The sequence below is a fragment of the Gloeomargarita sp. SKYB120 genome (genome assembly GCA_025062155.1).
Classification (GTDB): Bacteria; Cyanobacteriota; Cyanobacteriia; order Gloeomargaritales; family Gloeomargaritaceae; genus Gloeomargarita.
Genome location: JANXAM010000008.1, coordinates 22159 through 43430, shown reverse-complemented (window position 1 = coordinate 43430; position 21272 = coordinate 22159). Strand labels below are relative to the sequence as shown.

The window sequence follows — 21272 nt, the reverse complement described above, 5'->3', positions numbered from 1 at the left end:
TGGTTATCGTCGTATAGTCTATTGAATGACCGAAATCTTTGTGGCATGGACCAGACGGCTCACACCCCCAAGGAGCGACAGTTTTTTGAGGCGCTAGGGCAACTGTTCATCGGCGCGCCCGTCGAGGGGGAGTCGGGTTTGGCCCATCTGATGCATCTCAAGGCTCGCTATTACCAGAGACGGGTTTTGCCCCATCTCAAGGCGGCGATTGACCGCGCGCTGGCCCCTTTCCCCGAATTTCGGGAGGAGCTGTTTGACCGTCTTTACAGCTTCTTTCGCCGCTATTTCACGGAGGCGGGGGCGATTGCCCACGAACCGGTCTATGAACTGATTTACACCAGCGACCGGGACGTGATGTTGTTCTGGAAAACCCATCGGCTCTACTACGTCAAAACTGAACGCCAGGTGCGCAGCATGACTGTGGAGATAGACGGTTGGCGCTTTTTACTGGATGTCTCCGGTTGGCGGCCTGCGGCGAACGAGAAACAGGCGTTCCTGTATCGCTTCCAGAAACAGCGCTCGGACGGGACACTGGTCTTGCAGGTAACCGCCAGTGGACGGGGGCGCCGGACACAGATTGCGGAGATTCAACGGGACATCCGCCAGCACACCGGCCTGGAGGTGGACGAGGCAACGCTAAGCCAGGTCTTGCGTCTTTTCGAGCGCCAGCAGGACGTGGACTACTTTATCCACAAAGACGCCCGCCAGTTTCTACGGGAGCAGTTTCACCAGTGGCTCTACCGCTATCTCTTTGAACCTGAACAGCAGCGGGGAACCTTGTGGAGCGAACGGCGTCTCCGCCAGCTCCAGGTTCTCAAGGACATAGCCGAACAAGTCATTGATTTCATCGCCCAGTTTGAGGAGGAGCTGGCCCGCCTCTGGAATAAACCTAGGTTTGTCCTAGACAGTCACTACCTGATCACCCTCGACCGGATCGCCGCCCAGGAGGGAGGTCTTGCCCTGCTGGAACAGCTTGTAACTCACCCTGGCATGGCCGCTCAATGTCAGGAGTGGCGCGACCTGGGCATGGTGGCGGCTGGATTCACACCTGCGCAGCTATGGGTGGAAAATCTTTGGGGCCGGTTTTTGCACGAACGCTACCAGTATCTGCCCCTGGACACGCGCTACTTCCCAGACATGGAGCTGGCCATCCTGTCGCTGTTCGACCCTCTAGACCAGCAACTCGACGGCTGGCTGGTTCATAGCGAGAACTATCAGGCCCTAAACACACTCCTTCCCAAGTTTCGCGGGCGCGTGAAGTGCATCTATATTGACCCGCCCTACAACACCGGCGGCGATGAGTTCATTTACCGCGACCGCTTCCGGCGCAGTAGCTGGTTGACGATGATGGAGAATCGCTTGCGCTTGGCGCGGGAATGGCTGCGGGACGATGGGGTGATCTTCGTCAGCGTGGACGACGGCGAGCAGGCGACCCTGCGGCAACTGCTGGAAACCATTTTTGGTCCAGAGAACTTCGTCAACAATCTCATCTGGCAAAAGAAGTACGCTCCCCAGAACGATGCCCGCTGGTTGTCGGATAATCACGACTTCCTGGTGCTGTTTGCCAAAAATAAAGAGAAGTGGCGTCCCGGTTTATTGCCGCGCACCCTTGACCAAAACCGGCGGTACCAAAACCCGGACCGCGACCCCCGAGGCCCCTGGCAGTCAGACAACTTGGCCGTGAAAACCTATTCACCGGCGGGCGATTACCCCATCACCACACCGACAGGACGGGTGGTTTACCCGCCCCAGGGCTATTGCTGGCGCGTCTCCCGGGAACGGTTCCAGGAATTGCTGGCCGATAACCGCATTTGGTTCGGGCGGGATGGTCACGGAGTGCCTCGTTTGAAACGTTTCCTGCACGAAATTAAGCAGGGTGTGACGCCCCTGACCCTGTGGACCTATGCGGAGGTCGGGCATACCCAGGAGGCCAAACAGGAACTGAAACGGATGCTCAGTGGCACGGAAGCGGTCTTTGGCACGCCGAAGCCGGTGCGTTTGCTCCAGCGGGTCGTGACCATTGGTTGCGGCGACGACCCCGAAGCTCTGGTGCTCGACTTTTTTGCTGGCTCTGGGACCACCGCCCAGGCGGTTTTGGACCTCAATCGCCGGGATGGCGGACGCCGCAAGTACCTGCTGGTTGAGATGGGAGAGACCTTCGACACCGTGCTGTTACCTCGCCTCAAAAGGGCCATCTTTTCCGACCTTTGGAAAAACGGTCAAGCCCAAGCCACAGGCCGGGGCATCAGCCACTTCGCCAAGTACTTCCGGTTGGAACAGTACGAGGACATTTTGCGCCGGGCGCGCTACCAAGATGACCTGGAAACGGTAGCTCCAGAACAGTCCATCTTTCAGTGCGACCTCAAGCTGCTGGACAATGCCGAAACCGGCGAGCCGGTCGTCGAGTGGGCCGATGGGGAGATGCGCGTCATCCTGAACCGGCTGTACGCCGACATGGACATTGCCGAAACCCTGTCCTGTCTCACGGGCCAGTGGATACGACGCATCACCGCCACCCAGCCTAGCCACGTGGAATGGGAGGAAGGGACCTTGGTAGACGTGAACAACCCGCCCTGCCACTGGGTCAAACCTCTACTGTATTGGTGAGTTGAAGACTGAAACATGCAAGCGCTTGGGAAGTCAAATGAATGGAGTGCTGGTAACATAGCTAAACTGCTTCAGTTTGTCAGGGAACATGGCGAGGCTGTGCCCTACAACCCCAAGATATGACAAGCATGGCTTAGCCAAGGAAAGGAGGCATCCAATCTGTAAGGCCTTTCAGGTACCTGCGAACTTTCTTGGTTTGGCCGCTGCTTAGGCACTCCTAGGGCGGTTGCCACCCCAGCCCTGAGCTTTCAATTCTATGGCTGGGCACACAATGTTTAGCATGAACAACAACTGGGGACCTTGACGCTTTGGCCTTGCCTTCTGCTCAAGCACGCCAACTTAAATGTTTTCTGCCATAGCCACTGCTGACTTTTCTGCCAGCTCCCTTCAGGCGATAATGACCCCAGCGGTAGTGCTAGGGATCGTTTATGCATGTCTATCGGGATGCTCTACACGGCTACGAGATTGAGTTACTGCCAGGTTGGCTGACATTGGTCCATCACAACCTTATCCTGCTACGCAAAGCCCATATGTGGGTGGCTGTAGGTGCCATCCAGGCTCCCCAGGGCCTGGCAGCGGCAGCATCCCAGTTGCTCACCCAGTTGCAGAACGTTAGCGGTCCTAGCGCTCGTTTCTACCAACGCTCAACGCCTCAGGGTTTGACGATGGTGGCCGATGGGGTGAGCTATCCCTTTTTCTTGAATCCCATTGAAGTGATGTCCCAGGAGCCACTCCCCCAGCAGTACCGGTTGATTGGGGAACTGTTTGGAGGCCAGACGACCCTGATGCTGACCCTGTTTTACTTGCCGATGGGAACGCCCTTGTCCTGGCTGCAGGAAGCCCGTCAATCTGTGGCCCGGTTACGCTTTCTACCGGCTGACCAGCGAGTGCCCTACCAGGCCGTCCTCTTGCCGGACCCTTACCTAGGGGTGCCCTATGGTATGCTGCATGTGCCCATCACCGCTCAGATCCAAGGTTTCCCCCTGCGCCAGGGCCATAAGTACTGCTATCGTTGGGAGGTCAAGGAACGGCACTTCGGCCTGCGCCTTGATTTTGTAGATGTCCAAACCCAGGTGGTGATGGGCCAGAGCATGACCCTCATCACCTACAACGGCAACAGCCAGCCGTGGCCCAATGGATGGGGACCTCCGCTGCAACAACCAACCCAACTGGGCGCCTTGCTGGCCCAGCTATGGCAATTGGAAACAGGGCAGTCATGGCAGCTGGGGCAGCCAGAAATTCACCCCTTACCGCCCCTAAACGCTGGTCCCTTCGGCCAGGGGATGGCTTGGCAAGGAACGCTGCAGGCATCGGCTGGGCGCTGGCAACGGTATGTGGAAATGCAATGCTATGGAGCTGGTGGGGTCTTTGACTGGCTGGGCAATGCTTACGGCCAGCTCAACAGCCAACTGAAGGTATTGGATGTACCCCAAGGGGACTTGGCGGCGGTTTTACCCGTGGTGCGGGGAATTCTTGGCTCGCTGCAGCCCTCGCCGGAATGGGCGTTCCGAGCCCATCAGGAATTCGTGAGTACCAACCGTCGAATCAATCAACAACTTGCGGCATACCTCAGCCAGCGTCGGCAAGCCCGGACCTACACCAGCTCGCCCAGTTCTAGTGACACCTACGCAACCGAACCCTTCAGCAGTGAAATAGCGCGCGCCTGGAGTAATGCCCTTTCCGACCAGACTTATCTGCGCGACCCGGAAACGGGCGACGTACTGCGTGTGTACAAAAAAGTCTGGGATGAGGGGCGCTTTTGGAAAGACCCTACCTGGGGTGATCTCTATGGCACCGTCGAGCGGGGCAGTGACCTGGAACGAGACCTACATCAAGCCGGCTGGCAACCCATGCAGGAATCCATCTGGGGGACCGACTGGCAATAGAGAACTAGTTCTGGGCTACCCCGGTTAAGCTAAACGCCCGCGCTTCCGTAATTTTCACTGGCACGAGTTGACCCGGTTCCGTCGCGCCCACCACAAAGGTCAACCGGTTAGTACGGGTGCGGCCCATGCCTTGGGTAGGGTCTTTGGGGTTGACGCCCTCGATGAGCACCTCTTCGACTCGACCGAGATAGCGCTGGGACCGCTGGGCCGCCACCTGCGCTACTAGACGATTCAACCGTTGCAGCCGGTCCTGTTTCACCTCATCAGGGACTTGATTCGGCCAGGTAGCCGCCGGTGTGCCCGGTCGCGGCGAGTAGGCCGCCGTGTTCAACTGGTCAAAACCGACTTCCTCTACCAAGCGCAGCGTCTGTTCAAACTGGGCCTCGGTTTCCCCGGGAAATCCCACAATGGCATCGGCGCTGATGGCGGCATCGGGAATGTAATGCCGGATTTTTTCGATGATCTGCACGTAGCGTTCGCGGGTATAGCCCCGCTGCATGGCTTTGAGAATGTCATTGTCCCCTGACTGGAATGGAATGTGGAAGTGCTCGCACACCTTGGGCAATTCGGCGCAGGCGCGGATCAACCGCTCGGTAAAGTAGCGGGGATGGCTAGTGACAAAGCGAATCCGCTCAATCCCCGGCACGTCATGGATGTAATACAGCAAATCCGTCAGGGTCACCCGGTACCGCCCGTCTGGCCGCGTCCCCAAGTCCCGCCCGTAGGCGTCAATGTTTTGCCCCAGCAGCGTCACCTCCTTATACCCCTGCGCCGCCAAGTCCATGATTTCGTTTTTGATGGCCTCCGGTTGCCGGGATTGCTCTTTGCCGCGCACCAGGGGCACCACGCAGTAGGTACAGTGCTCGTTGCAGCCATAGATCACATTCACCCAGGCGGTGACGCGACTGCTGCGCCGGGGCTTGGTAATGTCTTCGATAATGTCAATTTCATCGGTGGCAACCACCTGCTGCCCCTGTTCCACTTGCTCCAGTAAATCGCCCAAGCGGTTGGCGTACTGCGGCCCCATCACCAAATCCAACTCCGGCACCCGCCGCAAGAGCCGTTCCCCTTCTTGCTGGGCCACACACCCCGCCACCACCAACGTTAAATGGGGATTTTCGCGCTTCCGTTTGACTTGCCGCCCCAGGTAGGAATACACCTTCTGCTCGGCGTTGTCGCGGATTGTACAGGTGTTGTACAGCACCAAATCGGCTTGGTCTTCGTCTTCCACTGCTTGCCAGCCCAACGCATCCAGAATACCGGCCATCCGCTCCGAGTCGGCGCGGTTCATTTGACACCCAAAGGTGACGATGTGATAGGTGCGGGGCATGGTAAAAAATGCAGGAAAAATAATTCGCAACTACCTATTATAGGGACGGAAGAGGAGTAATGTCGGCGCTCATCACCCGATTCTGTTCATCCAACTGCAGTACGCGGGGGATATGCTGGGACCAGCGTTCAGGGGGTAGCAAACCGTAGGTCATGATGATCAACCGGTCCCCCACCTGGCCGCAGTGGGCCGCCGCCCCGTTGAGTTCAACCCGTCCTGAACCAGCAGGCGCAGGGATAGCATAGGTGACCAACCGCTGACCATTGCTGATGTTAGCCACCTGCACCTGCTCGTAGGGTAAGATTCCAGCTTTATCTAGCAAATCGGCGTCAATGGCGATGCTGCCGGTGTAATCGGGATAGGTGCCGGTTAAGCGGGCGTTGTGCAATTTGCTGAGCAAAAAGACGCGCCACATGGGACGTTACGTTTGTTGTTGTTGATATGCGGCAATCGCTCGACTGATCAAGGGTTTCACCGCATAGACATCTTTCCACTCGCCGATTTCAACCTTTTTATTCTCTAGGTTCTTGTAGGTGCGGAAGAATTCGGCAATTTCGGCCAACCGGTGGGCGGGCACGTCGCTGAGGGACTTGTAGGTGGCGTAGCGGGGGTCGTCCGCCGGCACGCACAACAGTTTTTCGTCCTGTTGCCCCTGGTCCGTCATCTCCAACATACCAATGGGCCGCGCCACCACCAAGCACCCCGGAAACGTGGGTTCATCCATCATCACCAGGCCATCCAAGGGGTCGCCGTCGTCGCCTAAGGTGTTGGGGATAAAGCCGTAGTCAAAGGGATACTGCACCGACGAGTACAACACCCGGTCGAGCTTGATCACACCGAGTTCCTTGTCCAGCTCGTACTTGTTGCGCGACCCGCCAGGAATTTCAATGATTAAATGCACAAGCCCTTCGGCGGGCTGGGGGGGAATGCGACTGACCTCCACAGACGTCCCTCAAACGGCAGAACACTCTTGATTGTACCGGCAAACGGTTTTGGCTAACAGCAACCGCCGAGGGCCCCCCAACCAGGTACGCCAGGTCCATTCCCACCGCTGCACCTGGTAGCCCAACTGGGCGTAGAGATTGCGGGCCGCTTGGTTGTCCTCCATCACGTGGAGATACACCTGCTCCTGGGGCCAGGACTGTACCGCCTGCTCCGCTAGCTGCAGGAGTGCTCGCCCAATCCCCTGACGCCGATACGCTGGCGCTACCGCTAGATTCGCCAGGTAAATATACTGCCTATGCCGCCACTGGCGCTGGCTGAGTTCCACCGCTCCCACCAGCTTCCCCTCCCGCCACGTCCCGAGCCAGAGAATTTTGTCGCCGTCCCGCTCCAGGCGCTGGCGGATGTCGTGTTCAATGGTACGTTCCCATAGGGACGTCCAGCACCCACCTGGATTCAACGGCGGTGGGAAACAGGCAGCCAGCAACTGCGCCAGCAAACTGACGTCCTGGAGCCCTAGCGGTCGCGTCGCCAAGGTTATCCCTGCTTGGCCAAGAATTTCTCCAGTTCCTGGAGTTGCTCGGCGTCCATCTTGGTCTGCATGGGACAGAACTTGGGGCCGCACATGGAGCAGAACTGGGCCGATTTGAAAATCTCGTCCGGCAAGGTTTCGTCGTGGTACTCCCGCGCCCGTTCGGGGTCAAGGGCCAATTCAAATTGCCGGTTCCAGTCAAAGGCATACCGCGCCCGCGAGAGTTCATCGTCCCGGTCCCTGGCCCCTGGCCGATGCCGGGCAATGTCAGCGGCGTGGGCCGCAATCTTGTAGGCAATCAACCCATTGCGCACGTCCTCGGCATTAGGGAGTCCCAAATGTTCCTTGGGCGTGACATAGCACAGCATTGCTGTCCCATACCACCCGGCTAAGGCCGCGCCAATCGCCGACGCGATGTGGTCATACCCCGGGGCAATGTCCGTCACTAGCGGCCCCAGCACGTAGAACGGCGCTTCGGAACACTCCTCCATTTGTTTTTTCACATTGAATTCAATCTGGTCCATTGGCACATGGCCCGGGCCTTCCACCATCACCTGCACGTCGTGCTCCCAGGCCTTGCGGGTCAGCTCGCCCAGGGTTTTCAGCTCCGCCAGTTGGGCCTCGTCCGACGCATCGTGCAGGCAGCCAGGGCGCAGCCCATCCCCCAAACTGAAGGACACGTCGTACTTTTTGAAAATTTCGATGATGTCCCGGAAGTGGGTGTAAAGGGGGTTTTGCCGGTGGTGGTGCAACATCCAGCGGGCCATGATCCCCCCGCCCCGCGAGACAATCCCGGTGATTCGGTTTTTCACCAGGGGCAGGTGTTCCATCAAAATCCCGGCGTGGATGGTCATGTAGTCCACCCCCTGCTTGGCCTGCTTTTCAATCACATCCAGGAACACTTCGGGCGTGAGCTTGTCCAAATTGCCATGCACCGACTCAAACGCCTGGTAAACAGGCACCGTTCCCACCGGCACCGGCGAATTTTGAATGATGGCCGTGCGAATGGCATCCAAATCGCCCCCACCCGTGGACAGGTCCATCACCGTGTCGGCGCCGTATTTCACCGCCAGAGCCAGCTTTTCCAACTCCTTTTGAATATCGGACGAGTTGGGCGATGCGCCGATATTGGCATTCACCTTGCACCGGGAGGCGATGCCAATGCACATGGGTTCCAGGTTTTCGTGATTGATGTTGGCCGGGATGATCATTCGTCCTCGGGCGACTTCGTCCCGGATGAGGGTTACCGGTAACTGCTCGCGCCGGGCCACATACTCCATCTCCTCCGTGATGATCCCCCGCCGCGCATAGTGCATTTGGGTGACGTTGGCCTGACCCCGGCGGGGGGCCACCCAAGCAGTACGTAAATGAGCCATATAAACACCTCAAGAAATGCTAGCTTCCCTCCGCCGGTATGACCCGGTTCAGGTTCTTAGGGTATGCTCTCAGCCCCCTAACGGGGACACCCCTAGCTATACTGGCCATTTTAACACGGGCGTTGTCCGGTCGGGTTGGCTGGAAACATAAAGTTTTCCCTGGAGCAACCGGAGCGTGGGGGGACGAATTCGCTATGGTGATCACAGGGGGATGTTGGAGACCGCCCATGGATGTAAAAACAGTTGTGCTGGGACTGACGATGGTGTTTACCCTGGCGACGCTGTACTTCGGCACGCGCAACGGCTTTTACGATACGGATAACTACCACGGCAACGGTTCGGCCCACTGACGCCGGTTCATGACCCTGGGATGCCGGGTTTACAGTCCAGGGCATGGGGGCGCTGGTGTTTGCTTAGTGGCGCATCTAGGGCCGTACCGGCTGATGCTGGACTGTGGACTCTCGCGGCTCGACCCCTACTTTGACCTGACGCCGCCAGCGGACTGGGTGGTTTGTTCCCATGCCCACCCTGACCATGCCCGGGGTATGCTGGCGTTGCACCGGGGCTTTCCCGAGCTACCGATTTACGCCAGTGAAGTGACCCACCGCCTGTTGCCCCTAAACTGGCCGGTGGAGGAGGGATTGTCGGGATTGGGAACCGGGTTGCCCTGGCGGTTGCCGGTGCATCTGGCCCCCGACCTGACGGTGGAATTGCTCCCGGCGGGACATCTCCCAGGGGCCTCCCTGGTGTGGGTGCAGTACCAAACGCCAGAGCGGGTGTATTCGCTGCTCTACGCCGGGAATTGTTTTTTGGCCAACACGCGCTTGACGGAAGGGCTGCGATTGGACGAGTTGCGGGGGTTGCATCCCGATGTGCTCATCCTGGGAGCGCCAGCGGGCACGCGCAAATATCCCCGGCGCAAGCAGCAGGAACAACACCTGGCGGAGCTGGTCGTTTGGGGTCTGTCGCGAGGCCAGCGGGTGTGTATCGTGGCGGGAGGCATTGGCGACGCCCAGGAAATTCTACTGGTGTTGCGCACCCATTACCTGCTGACGGGCCGCCCCGTGTGTATCGGTGTGGACCCGGTGGTGGCGCGTGGATGTGACGCCCTGTGGGACCTACTGGCGTTTTTACCGGCCCCTGTCCAGAATTTTGCCCGTCACCAGGGGCTGTTTTGGGATGACCGGGTGTATCCCCACAGTTATCGCTGGCGGGTGGACGAGCCGCCCGACCGGTTTGACCTGCTGCTGTGTAGCGATTTGCCCGATTTCATTGACGAAGACTGCCGGGACTGGTGGGTGCTGTGGCCCGAGGGCGAACCCTTGCCTCGGGAGGTGCCGTACCAGACCTACCTGCTCCAGGCTCACAACGACGGCGTAGCCACCTTGCAGCTGATTCACACCCTGCGCCCGCAACATCTGGTGTTGATCCACGGGTTGCTTCCCTACCTGGAGGACCTGGCGGGGCTGGAGGAGCTGCGCAACCGCTATCACGTGCATGTGCCGTCGCCGGGCGCCTGGTTGGAATTGCCGGTGGGGACCTGGGTGGTTGGCCCGACGACCGAACCGGCAGGGAGCTACGAGGGCGAACTCCACGAAACCGCCACGGGTGTGCGCATTGAACTGCCCCCGACGTTGAAGGCCGACCCGCGCTGGTTGCCCTTCAGCGCCACAGGACTGGTGGAAGCCCGCTGGCAAGGCGACGAGCTGGTGCTGCGGGGACTCACGCCCAAAGAAGTCTTGGCCACGCCCCCTACGCCGGAGCGGTCCTGCGCCCATTGCCGGTACTACCGCGGGCAACGCTGTACCCAGCCGGAATCACCCCTGATGGGTCTCCAGGTGGCGCCCGAGGGCTACTGCGACGCCTTTACTCCCAAAGACCCTAGCGCATCACCCGCCACAGCCTGATGGTGTTGTCGCGACTGCCACTAGCTAACCACTGCTGGTCCGGGCTAAAGGCCAAACAGGTGATCCCCTTCTCATGGCCGGTCAGCGTCAGTAGATGGGCGTAGGATTGCCCATCCCAAATGCGGATTTCCCCTTCCCACCCGCCGCTGGCCAGGTAGCGCCCTTGAGAACTGTAGGCAATCGCCCGCACGCCCTCCCGGTGTCCCGTCAAGGTGGCAATTGGGTCGCCATTGTGCAGGTGCCACAGGTGGACCGCCGTATCCTCGCCGCCAGCAGCAATCACCCGCCCGTTGGGACTGACGGCAACAGCGTTAAAGCCACTGCCGCTGAAGCTCGACGGCCCGATGATGTTGCGCAGGGGGTCACCCCCATCCGTCAACCAAACCTTGACGCTGTTATCCCAACTAGCGCTGACAACTAACCGCCCATCCGGGGTGAAGGCCACCGAGCGCACATAGCTGGCGTGGCCATGTAGGGTGGTCAGAAGCGCGCCGTTGTCCACCTGCCACAGCTTCACCGTACGGTCCTCACTAGCGCTAGCCAAAACCAGTCCATCCGGGCGAATTGCCAGGGCGTCAATTGTCCCCCCGTGCTTGTTAAACAAATTCCCGAGCGTGCGAATCGGTTTATCCCCCGGCAGTTGCCAAATCTTGATCACCCGGTCCTCGCCAGCTGCCGCCAAAAACCGGCCATCGGGACTGAGGGCTAAAGCATGCAGGCCGCCGGGGTTGCCCCCCCACTGCAGGGGCCGAGGATAGGCCGGGCTGTTCAAGTTCCAGCACAGGACCGCGCCATCGCGGCCACAACTGAACAGGTATCGGCTGTCGGGACTAAAGCACAAGGCCTTGACCCAGTGGCTATGCCCCGTTAACGTGTGCTCGCAGGGCCACAGCGGTTCCGTCTGGACGGTCGTCACCTGAGGCGGCGGCGTGGGCGCGCCAATCCGAGTGGGAGGGCGCAAGTGACCCGAAGTAACGCCTAAGCGACTCGGCGGCGTTGTTCCCACGTCTAGACAACTTGGTTGACCGGGGGGAAAGGTCCCCAAGCCCGGTGGCGAGGTGCCACCATCCCCTTTCAGCGTCACCGGCGGGGTCGTGCCCAAGCGGCCTAATCCCGGCAAGGGATTGACTGGGGTTCCCAATGCGCCGAGCCGTCCCAGCGTGCTCACCGACCGGGCCGGTTGTTCCAGCCGTTGCAACGCCTCGAGAGCCTGGGCCGCCGACGCAAACCGCTGACCCGGCAACCGCTGCACCAGCTTGTCCAAAAAGTCCATCAAGCCTTCGCTCAGGGGTTGTTTGAGGGCCTGGCGCCACAGCCAGACGTTCTCGCGGATGTTGAACAACTTGGCGGGGGAAATGCCCGTGAGCAGGTAGATGCAAGTGGCCCCCAAGCTGTAGAGGTCGCTGGCGAAAACCGCCTTGCCCATCAGCTGTTCCGGCGCGGCAAAGCCACTGCTGCCGATGGCCGTACCGGTTTTGAACAGGCCCGACTCCCGCACAAACTTGACCGCCCCAAAGTCCACCAAAAACAGCTTTTGGTCCGCCGCCCGACGGATGATGTTCTTGGGTTTGATGTCCCGGTGGATAACCTGCTCCCGATGGATGTAGTCCAGAACCGGCAGCAAGTCCGCCAGCAGTTGGCGAATCTTTGTCTCATCAAATGGCCCTTGCCGCAGGAGTTCCTCCGCCAGGTCTTGCCCGTCAATAAATTCCTGCACCAGGTAGGAGCGCCCCTCCAGGACGAAGTAGGCCAGCAGGTCAGGGATCTGGGGGTGGTTGCCCAGCCGGTCCAGTTGCACCGCCTCCTGCTCAAACAGGACCATCGCCTTTTGCATTTGCTCTGGGGAGGTGATCACCTGAGGCTGGAACAGTTTGATGACGCAACGGGGGCGGGAAGGGAGACTCTCATCCACCGCTTGAAAAGTACGGCCAAAACTCCCTTTACCAATGGGCTTGATGGCGCGATAACGACCTTTCAGAACGAGTGAACTCCCACAGGCCGAGCAGTTAAGGGCGTCAGGCGAATTCTTGTCCGGGGCAAGGCAGTCGGGGTTGAGGCAGTAGCTCATAGGACCAAGGGAATGCTGGCGCTGGCCGACCACCTTCATCATAACTGTTCTTCAGCAATAACCCAGGCCCGTTTTACCGCCCAAACCCCTGGGGGGCGGCCTCGATCCCATTTTTCTGCACACCCAGACCGGCTATGGCATCATGGGAGAAGATGGATAGGGGGGGGTTGCGCGTGTTTGAGCTACAGGGCTACGACTATCTGTTAATGTTTTTGCTGGTGTGCAGTCTCGTGCCGATTGCGGCGTTGGGTTTATCGGCCTGGCTACGGGCTAAGGGCACCGGTCCTGAGCGGCGCACCAATTACGAGTCGGGGATGGAACCCTTGGGGGAAGCTTGGATACAGTTCAACATCCGCTACTACATGTTTGCGCTGGTGTTTGTAGTGTTTGATGTTGAGACGGTTTTTCTCTACCCCTGGGCGGTGGCGTTTAACCAGTTAGGATTACTTGCATTTGTTGAAGCTTTAATTTTTATTGCTATCCTGGTAATTGCATTGGTCTATGCCTGGCGCAAAGGAGCTTTGGAATGGTCATGACGCCGACGTTTGGGGAGGCCAAAATTCTGAATCCGGTGGACCGGCCCCAAGTAACCCAAGACTTAGCCAATAACGTTATCCTAACCACTTTGAATGACTTGTACGATTGGGCGCGCTTATCGAGTCTATGGCCCTTGCTGTATGGCACGAGTTGTTGCTTCATTGAATTTGCCGCCCTGATTGGGTCGCGGTTTGACTTCGACCGGTTTGGGTTGATTCCCCGGTCCAGCCCGCGGCAGGCGGATTTGATCATCACGGCGGGCACGATCACGATGAAGATGGCGCCAGCGTTGGTGCGGTTGTACGAGCAAATGCCTGACCCCAAATACGTGATTGCCATGGGGGCCTGCACGATTACGGGGGGGATGTTCAGCACCGATTCCTACACCGTCGTGCGGGGCGTGGACAAGATCATTCCGGTGGATGTGTACCTGCCGGGTTGTCCGCCCAAGCCTGAGGCTATCATTGATGCCATCATCAAGTTGCGCAAGAAGATTGCCCAGGAGGATGCGCGGGAACGGCGGTTGTACGAACAGACCCACCGCTACTTCACGGTTAAGCATGAGTTGAAGGTGGTACCGCCGGTGCATACGGGTCAATACCTGCAAAGCCCGACGCGGCAAGCGCCCCCCTTGGAGTTGGCCCAAGCGATGGGGATGCCAGTTCCTCCGGCATTGCAAGCCCAAGCGGTGGAGGTCAGCGGTGGCGGCAAATCCTGAACCTGGAACTATAACTCCAACTGAGGTGGGCCCGATTTCCCGCTGGTTGACCGAGCAGGGGTTTGCCCACCAGTACTTGGGGCGCGACCACCAGGGTGTGGAAATCCTGCGGGTGGAGCGGGACGTACTCCTGCCAATTGCCACGGCGCTCTACGGTTACGGGTTTAACTACCTGCGTTGCCAGGGGGGCTATGACGTCGGGCCAGGGCAAGACCTGGTGAGCTTTTACTACCTGGTGAAACTGGCGGACAACGCCGACCGGCCCGAGGAGGTCTGCGTCAAGGTGTTTTTGCCTCGCCATGACCCGAAGGTGCCGTCCGTCTACTGGATTTGGCGAGCAGCAGACTGGCAGGAGCGGGAGACCTACGACCTCTACGGCATCGAGTACGTTGGTCATCCGCACTTGAAGCGCATCCTGTTACCAGAGGACTGGGTGGGCTGGCCGATGCGCAAGGACTATATCACGCCCGATTTTTACGAGTTGCAGGATGCCTACTGAAGAGAATAACCCTGTCATGGGGACAGGTGCAGCATGAAGCCCTGTCCCTTTCATGCAGGAATCCTTGACACGGAGTAGGATTCCCAGGACACCAGCTACCTGAGAGCCAATTGGCAATGAAAGTAGAACCCAAACGGGATTGAACCCAGTTAATCACCACATTATCCACAACCTGGTCAACAGCAGGTAAAACGATTGCCAACTCAGCCCCTGGGACGACACTCTTAAAGGATACCAAGCGTATCTCCTAACGGGATTACAGCTAATAGGCCAATGCCGATACCCAGCAAGCAGAAAACGTTTAGATTGTCGCCTTTGAGAAGCAACCAACGCGAAAGCATCTAGGATTCCGGTTGCTGCCTATGTCAAGCATTCTGTGCTTGGCTATAAGATGAAAAAGACCATCGTTAATGCATAGACATAAGCAGTTCAATGATCTATGTAGGTAATGATGCGTTGTAGCACTGGTCAAAGCATAGCTTCATAAAGCGCGATTCCCTTGCCGACTATTGTCAATAAGGCTTAATCAGTGGAGCGATTATCTGGCCTTGGCCTATCCATGACAAGAACAGGACTACCAGAGATGATAATGACTGAGCCGTAATCAACAGGGGTTCAGGACGTGCGCATTCTGGCAAGATGAAATGTATCCCTGCCCCGTAGCCTTGGAGGGATGACCTAGGTGTTCAAGACGATGGACAGAAGTGGATAATGGTGTAAAACGGTACATATGCTGTTAGGCTTTAAGACGGAGCTCCGTCCGAACAACAAGCAGCGCACTTTGCTAGCGAAGCACGCGGGAGTAGCACGACACGCTTGGAACTGGGGCCTGCAGGTTTGCCAGGGAGTGTTTCAACACAACCGGGAGCGTCCCGACCACAAGCAAAAGCTCCCCAGTGCCATCGACCTGCACAAGCGCCTGGTTGCTGAAGTTAAGCGGGAGAACCCTTGGGGCTACGCCCCCCAGCAGGCGCTACGGGACTTAGAGACCGCGTTGTTCCCGCGGTTCAAGAAGAAGAACCGGGACGACAGCTTTTATCTTGAAGGGTCGGTTCGCATCAGCAGCAACTGCATTAAACTTCCTAAGATAGGCTGGGTGCGGTGCTACGAGACACTCTCGGCGGTTCAGCCAAAGAGCGTCGTCGTTAGCAGGCGAGCGGGCCGGTGGTTTGTGTCGTTCCACTACGAGGTTGAACCGCAGCCCACGCCGAAGAAAATAGACGTTGTCGGGGTTGACCTAGGGGGTCGGAAGCTCGCGGTGCTTTCGACTGGTGAAGTCTTTGAGAATCCGCATGCCTTGAAAGGGGCGTTGCAGAAGTTGCGGCGGTTGCAAAGAAAGTTGAGTCGTCAAGTCCAAGGAGGAGCCAATCGTGAGAAGACCAGAATACGGATAGCTAAGGTGCACTACCGTATAGCCTGCTTACGTGCCAATGCCATCCATCAACTAACCTCGAGACTAGCCAAGAACCACGGCACTATCGTAATCGAAGATTTGCATGTGAGGGGTATGTTGAGGAATCGCTGGCTGGCACGCACCATAGCAGACATAGGACTGTACGAAGTCAGACGACAACTTGAATACAAATGCCAGCTGTACGGTAGTCGGTTGGTGATAGCCGACCGCTGGTATCCTTCTAGCAAGCGTTGTTCAAGATGTGGACATATCCATAAAGGGTTAGGTAGTAGCGAGTGGTTTGTCTGTTCCCACTGTGGGTTTGGTTCGGACAGTCCAGTTGATAGGGACTGCAATGCCGCTTGCAATCTAGTGCACTCCTACCTAGCCCCCGCGGTCAGCCCGACCGTGGCTGCCTGTGGAGCCACCTCTGGCGGCGGAACGATGGAAGTCGGTCTACGAGCTACGTGTGCAATGAAGCAGGAAGTTGGCACTGGTGAGCCATCACTGGATAGGTTCAACAGGCTTGCACTCAGTGCAAGTTCCAGCGTTGATCAGCGATGATCAGCGGTTTGGAAGCGGCGCCGATGGCAAGCGTCCCACGCCTGACAATCAATCCCGCCACCCTAGTACAGGGCCTGCAATTTCTCACCCAACAGGACCCTGTGCTAGCCCAAGTCTATGCCCAGGTGCAGACGCCGCCTTTGTGGTTACGCCCGCCCGGTTTGGCAACCCTGGTTCAGATCATCCTGGAGCAACAAGTGTCCTTGGCTTCCGCCCAAGCCATCTTCAACCGGTTGCAAGCGCTTTGCCAGCCCTTTACCGCCGAGCAACTGTTGGCCTTGACGCCTGAACAATGGCGATGCTGTGGCGTCAGCCGCCCTAAACAGACCTATATCCGTCACTTGGCGACAGCGATTTGGGAACAGCGTCTGAACCTGGAGGCCCTGAAGGATAAGGATGACCAGCAGGTCTATGGGGAATTAACCCAAATTCGCGGCATTGGCGCCTGGACGGCCAACATTTATCTACTCATGGCGTTGGGGCGTCCTGACGTGTGGCCCACCGGCGATCTGGCGCTGGAATGGGCTGTCCAACAGCTCTACGGCTTACCCGCCAAATGCAGCGTCCGCGACTGGTCCAAAGTAACGGCGCCCTGGCGACCCTGGCGTGCTGTGGCCGCCCGCTTGCTGTGGCACTACTATCTCCAATGCCGACGTTAGCCAACCGTCTTTAACCGCCAAAGGAGCAACCCCAACACCACGGTAAACAGCACCACTGCCGCCGCCGCCGCATAGCCCAAATCAAATTGGTTAAATGCCTGGTCATAGATGTAATAAACCAGGATGTTGGTGCGGTTCAAGGGGCCGCCGCCGGTCATCACGTACACCGGTTCAAAGTTGCGTAGGGTAAAGAGGGTCGTTGTGACGGTCACCAGCACCAGCGTGGGCCGCAGGTTGGGCAGGGTGATGTACCAGAACCGTTGCCAGGCATTGGCGCCATCAAGTAACGCCGCTTCGTACTGGGTCAGGGGAATCGTTTGCAAACCGGCTAAAAACACCACCAGGTTAAAGCCCAATTGATGCCAGACGCTGACCACTATCAGCGCCACCCGCGCCCCCCAGGGTTGGCTCAGCCAGGGGATGGACAGGTGGAACAACTGGTTCAACGGCCCCTCGGTTTGAAACAGCCATCGAAACGCCAAACCCGCCGCCACCAGGGAGATGACAGAGGGCAAAAAGTAGAGCAAGCGCCACAGGCTCCGGCCCGGCAGGTTTTGGTTCAACATCACCGCCAGCACCAGGGGCAATATCACCGCTGGAACCACCGTCCCCACCGTGTAAATCAGCGTATTGACCAGCACCTGCGCAAAATCGGGGTCGCTGAGCAGGCGAGCGTAATTGGCCAACCCCACCCAGTAGCTTCCACGGCGGGTCAGACTACCCTGGGTCAAACTCAAACCCACGAGAAACCCCATTGGCCAGAAGGTAAAGACGCCTAAAAGACCCAGCGCCGGTGCCAGGCACAACCAGGGCAACAGACGAGTCATCGGCAGCCAAGCCGAGAAAGTCCCAATGTTAAAATACCATCCAACGGTTGTGCCCCCTGGCATGGATGATTGGCTTTTATCGGGTTTAAATGCGGCCCAACGGCGGGCTGTACAACATTTTTGCGGCCCCCTGCTGGTGGTAGCCGGTGCCGGTTCGGGTAAAACCCGCACCCTAACCTACCGCATCGCCTACCTGCTGGAGCACTACCGCGTGGACCCGGAACATATCGTGGCGGTCACCTTTACCAACAAGGCGGCGCGGGAAATCAAAACGCGAGTGGAGGACCTACTGGCCCAACGGCTGGCACAACGGGCGCAGGAAGATTGGACGCGCCTTTCACCGGCAGCCCAGCAGCACTGGCGCTCCCAGGTCTATCAGCAGTTCACCCGCTATCTGTGGATGGGGACGTTCCACAGTTTGTGCGCCCGTCTCCTGCGCTATGACATCGAGAAATATCGGGACGAACAGGGACGCCAGTGGACCCGCAATTTCACCATCCTGGACGAAAACGACGCCCAAAGCTTGATCAAACAAATCGTGAACGAAATGAATCTGGACGAGCGCCGGTTTGAACCTCGCCAAGTTTACTACACCATCAGTCGCCTGAAAAACCAGGGGAAAACCCCCAGCCAGTATGAACGGGAAGAGCCCAACTACCGAGGCCGGGTCATCGCCGAAGTGTACAGTCGTTACCAGCAGGAACTTGCCCGCAATAACAGCCTGGACTTTGACGATTTGCTCCTGGTGCCCGTGCGTTTATTTCGTCAGAACGAGCAGGTGCTGGCCTACTGGCACCAGCGATTTCGCCACATCGCCGTAGATGAATACCAGGACACCAACCACATCCAGTACGAATTCATTCGGTTGCTAGTTACCCAGGGCGCTGAGATTCAGGACGTAGCGTGGGACAATCGCTCGATTTTTGTGGTGGGGGACGCGGACCAATCCATCTACCGGTTCCGGGGTGCCGATTTCACTATCCTGATGAATTTTCAAAACGACTTTGGCGACCGTCTTCCCGACGACGACACCCGCACGATGGTCAAGCTGGAGGACAACTACCGCTCAGTCGCCAACATCCTGGAGGCGGCCAATCACCTGATCCGCCACAACCAGGAACGCATTGACAAGGTGTTGCGCCCGACCCGCGAAGCCGGCCACAAAATCTGCACCTTTGAAGCCACCGACGAGCGGGACGAGGCCGATTATGTCCTGCACCAGTTGCGCCGGTTACGCCAGCAACACCCTGAGTACACCTGGCGGAGTTTTGCCATTTTGTATCGCACCAACGCCCAATCCCGCGTCCTAGAAGAGGTGCTGGTGCGGGGCAATGTGCCCTACCGCGTGGTGGGGGGCGTGCGGTTCTACGAGCGTAAAGAAATTAAGGACGCCTTGGCTTACCTGCGCCTGCTGGTTAACCCTGCTGACAACCTAAGCCTGCTGCGGGTGATCAACACCCCCAAACGGGGCCTGGGCAAGGTGACGCTGGACCAACTGGTGCAAGAAGCGATGGCTCAGGGGCGTTCCCTATGGCAAGTGCTGACAGACCCCGACCAACTGGCCGCCTTCCCCAGCCGCACCCGCAAAGGTCTCCAGGATTTTGTGCAACTGATTGAGCGTTGGCAACAGGAACTGAACCAGAAGACGGCGCCGGAGATCATCCAGGGGATTTTGACCGAATCGGGCTACCGGCGGGAACTGGAACAGGAGGGCACTGACGAGGCTCTGGAACGGTTGCAGAACCTGCAGGAGCTGGTGAACGCTGCCATCCAGTACGGCGAAGAAAACGACGACCCTTCACTGGTGGGCTTTCTAGCCAGCGCATCGTTGGCATCAGACACCGACGAGTTGCAAGAAGGGGCGGACCGGGTGACCCTGATGACCCTGCATGCCTCTAAAGGGCTGGAGTTTCCGGTGGTGTTCCTGGTGGGGTTAGAGCAGGGTCTCTTTCCCAATTTCCGCGCCCTGCACGACCCGGCGGCCCTGGAGGAGGAGCGCCGCTTGTGCTACGTGGGCATCACCCGCGCCAAGGAGCGCCTGTTCCTTACCCACGCCACTTCCCGGCGTCTCTACGGCAACCAGCGGGAACCGGCTATGGCCTCAATGTTTCTGCAGGAGTTACCCCCGCACGTGGTGGAGATGGACCGAGGCCGGTTTGGGCTACCCGCGCCAAACCCCCCATCTAAACCCAGAAGCAAAAACACCCACCGCTGGCAAGTTGGGGACCGTTGCCTGCACCAGACCATTGGTGTGGGGAAAGTCGTGGCGGTTTCAGACGACGCCAAGCGCCCTTTCCTGTTTGTCCGGTTCGAAAACCGGTTCACGCTCCACCTGATTGACCCGCGCCGGGAGAAATTGATCCCCCTGGAGGACTAGACCGCCGCCGGCAAGGGACTGTGCTGGGAACGGATATACTGATACATCGCCCGCATCTTGAGACCCACTAGCACCTGGAACAGCCCTGTGCCGTTGTTCGAGCCAGGGTATTCAGGATGCTTACGCAGGAGTTCGGTCAGCTCGCCGTAATACTGGGTGGACGTATTGCTGAGGTGTTGTTCGATGTAAATCAGCTCTTCCAACTTGTCAAATTGCCCGTCCACCTCTAGCACTGACACCGGATGGCCAAAGTACTCCTCGGGACCATAGTACAGGCGGATACCCGGATAGGAACAGGTCAGCCTGCGACCACAGGGAATCCAGGTAATGGTCGAGCCTTCGTCAAACAGGTAAACCGGTGTAAAGCCGGGGCGCCCCTCCCGCTGGATCATCCGCACCCGCAAAACTTTTCGTTCCGTATCGTTGGGAATCAATTGGGTAGGGAGAATTTGAATCACCACATCGGCGTATTGTTTTTGGGGGTCAATGTAGGCCATAAAGTCGGGACGGCGGGCTTCAATGGAACGGATGACATCCTCGTAGGTATGCCCCCGTTCGGCCATGTCCCGCTGAATTTTCCAGGCGATCTTCACCGCATCGTCCAAATCGAGATAAACGCCAAAATCCACTAGGTTCCGCACCCGTTCATCATAGAAAGGATGTAACCCCTCAATCACGACAATGGGACGGGGATAAACCGTTTCCGGCGGGTCAATCGTACCGGTCACGTGGTTATAGATGGGCTTTTCGATGGGCTTGCCCTCTTTGAGCGCTTTGATCTGCTCGTACATTAAGTCAAAGTTGTTCGCTTTCGGGTTGAGGGCCGTCACGCCCGCAATCTTGCGCTGCTTGCGGTCCATGCTGTGGTAATCATCCAGACAGATGACGGTCATCAAGTCGGCCCCAAACAAGTCCGTCAGCCGGCGCAAAAAGGTGGATTTCCCACAGCCGGAGTCTCCTGCCACCCCAATGACGACGATTGGCTCTGAACGATTGGACATATCTTGTCGTGAAAATTACTGTTGCGACGATTGTAACAGAAGGTGCAAC

17 protein-coding genes and 1 riboswitch are annotated in these 21272 nt (G+C 58.2%); of the genes, 9 read left to right on the top strand and 8 right to left on the bottom strand.

From position 1 onward, the window contains the following. Nucleotides 1–45 precede the first annotated feature (45 nt). Nucleotides 46–2607, top strand: a complete 2562-nt coding sequence (locus tag NZ705_04690; protein MCS7292257.1) for a site-specific DNA-methyltransferase — start codon at nt 46–48, stop codon at nt 2605–2607. 428 nt (nt 2608–3035) lie between these two features. Then, nucleotides 3036–4493: a hypothetical protein gene (locus NZ705_04685; GenBank protein MCS7292256.1), complete on the top strand. Its 1458-nt coding sequence runs from the start codon at nt 3036–3038 to the stop codon at nt 4491–4493. Nucleotides 4494–4497: 4 nt separating this feature from the next. Here the strand turns inward: NZ705_04685 and miaB are convergent, their stop codons facing one another. The 5 genes from miaB to thiC are packed head-to-tail and all read right to left on the bottom strand — an operon-like array spanning nt 4498 to nt 8673. Next, the gene (gene miaB / locus NZ705_04680) at nt 4498–5823 is read right to left on the bottom strand and encodes a tRNA (N6-isopentenyl adenosine(37)-C2)-methylthiotransferase MiaB (protein MCS7292255.1); all 1326 of its coding nucleotides are present in this window, start codon (nt 5821–5823) and stop codon (nt 4498–4500) included. Nucleotides 5824–5860: 37 nt separating this feature from the next. After that, the gene (locus tag NZ705_04675) at nt 5861–6238 is read right to left on the bottom strand and encodes an aspartate 1-decarboxylase (protein ID MCS7292254.1); all 378 of its coding nucleotides are present in this window, start codon (nt 6236–6238) and stop codon (nt 5861–5863) included. A 6-nt stretch (nt 6239–6244) separates the two neighbouring features. Then, nucleotides 6245–6766 carry an inorganic diphosphatase gene (locus NZ705_04670; GenBank protein ID MCS7292253.1) on the bottom strand — a complete coding sequence of 174 codons (522 nt, stop codon included), beginning with the start codon at nt 6764–6766 and terminating at the stop codon, nt 6245–6247. 9 nt (nt 6767–6775) lie between these two features. Continuing rightward, entirely contained in the window at nt 6776–7300 is a 525-nt protein-coding gene (locus NZ705_04665) for a GNAT family N-acetyltransferase (GenBank protein ID MCS7292252.1), read from the bottom strand. Between the two features lie 2 nt (nt 7301–7302). Beyond that, nucleotides 7303–8673 carry a phosphomethylpyrimidine synthase ThiC gene (thiC, locus tag NZ705_04660; GenBank protein ID MCS7292251.1) on the bottom strand — a complete coding sequence of 457 codons (1371 nt, stop codon included), beginning with the start codon at nt 8671–8673 and terminating at the stop codon, nt 7303–7305. An 8-nt stretch (nt 8674–8681) separates the two neighbouring features. Continuing rightward, nucleotides 8682–8777, bottom strand: a riboswitch (TPP riboswitch). A 123-nt stretch (nt 8778–8900) separates the two neighbouring features. Here thiC and NZ705_04655 point away from each other — a divergent pair. Continuing rightward, complete coding sequence (locus tag NZ705_04655) at nt 8901–9023, top strand: hypothetical protein (protein MCS7292250.1); 123 nt, start codon at nt 8901–8903, stop codon at nt 9021–9023. A 9-nt stretch (nt 9024–9032) separates the two neighbouring features. Further along, nucleotides 9033–10580, top strand: a complete 1548-nt coding sequence (locus NZ705_04650; protein ID MCS7292249.1) for an MBL fold metallo-hydrolase — start codon at nt 9033–9035, stop codon at nt 10578–10580. Here the strand turns inward: NZ705_04650 and NZ705_04645 are convergent. Then, a complete protein-coding gene (locus NZ705_04645; protein MCS7292248.1) occupies nt 10555–12690 on the bottom strand; it encodes a protein kinase in 2136 nt (711 codons plus the stop codon). The two genes, NZ705_04650 and NZ705_04645, sit on opposite strands and share 26 nt — an antisense overlap. A 131-nt stretch (nt 12691–12821) precedes the next feature. On the opposite strand from NZ705_04645, the gene NZ705_04640 reads away from it, so the two are divergent. The 4 genes from NZ705_04640 (at nt 12822) to NZ705_04625 (ending at nt 17018) form a co-directional block, all read left to right on the top strand. Continuing rightward, nucleotides 12822–13184, top strand: coding sequence for an NAD(P)H-quinone oxidoreductase subunit 3 (locus NZ705_04640; protein MCS7292247.1), 363 nt, complete (start codon nt 12822–12824; stop codon nt 13182–13184). Then, a complete protein-coding gene (locus NZ705_04635) occupies nt 13181–13903 on the top strand; it encodes an NADH dehydrogenase subunit K (GenBank protein MCS7292246.1) in 723 nt (240 codons plus the stop codon). Before NZ705_04640 ends, NZ705_04635 begins: the two co-directional genes overlap by 4 nt. A gap of 10 nt (nt 13904–13913) precedes the next feature. Then, nucleotides 13914–14402: an NAD(P)H-quinone oxidoreductase subunit J gene (locus NZ705_04630; GenBank protein MCS7292245.1), complete on the top strand. Its 489-nt coding sequence runs from the start codon at nt 13914–13916 to the stop codon at nt 14400–14402. 1953 nt (nt 14403–16355) lie between these two features. Beyond that, complete coding sequence (locus NZ705_04625) at nt 16356–17018, top strand: hypothetical protein (protein ID MCS7292244.1); 663 nt, start codon at nt 16356–16358, stop codon at nt 17016–17018. Here NZ705_04625 and NZ705_04620 read toward each other — a convergent pair. Then, nucleotides 17015–17845 (bottom strand): sugar ABC transporter permease, encoded by an 831-nt coding sequence (locus NZ705_04620; protein MCS7292243.1) that lies wholly within the window; start codon nt 17843–17845, stop codon nt 17015–17017. The two genes, NZ705_04625 and NZ705_04620, sit on opposite strands and share 4 nt — an antisense overlap. 61 nt (nt 17846–17906) lie before the next feature. Here NZ705_04620 and pcrA point away from each other — a divergent pair, with 61 nt between their 5' ends. Then, the gene (gene pcrA, locus NZ705_04615) at nt 17907–20222 is read left to right on the top strand and encodes a DNA helicase PcrA (GenBank protein ID MCS7292242.1); all 2316 of its coding nucleotides are present in this window, start codon (nt 17907–17909) and stop codon (nt 20220–20222) included. Here pcrA and NZ705_04610 read toward each other — a convergent pair. Next, complete coding sequence (locus NZ705_04610) at nt 20219–21223, bottom strand: phosphoribulokinase (GenBank protein MCS7292241.1); 1005 nt, start codon at nt 21221–21223, stop codon at nt 20219–20221. The genes pcrA and NZ705_04610 overlap by 4 nt on opposite strands. Nucleotides 21224–21272: the final 49 nt, after the last annotated feature.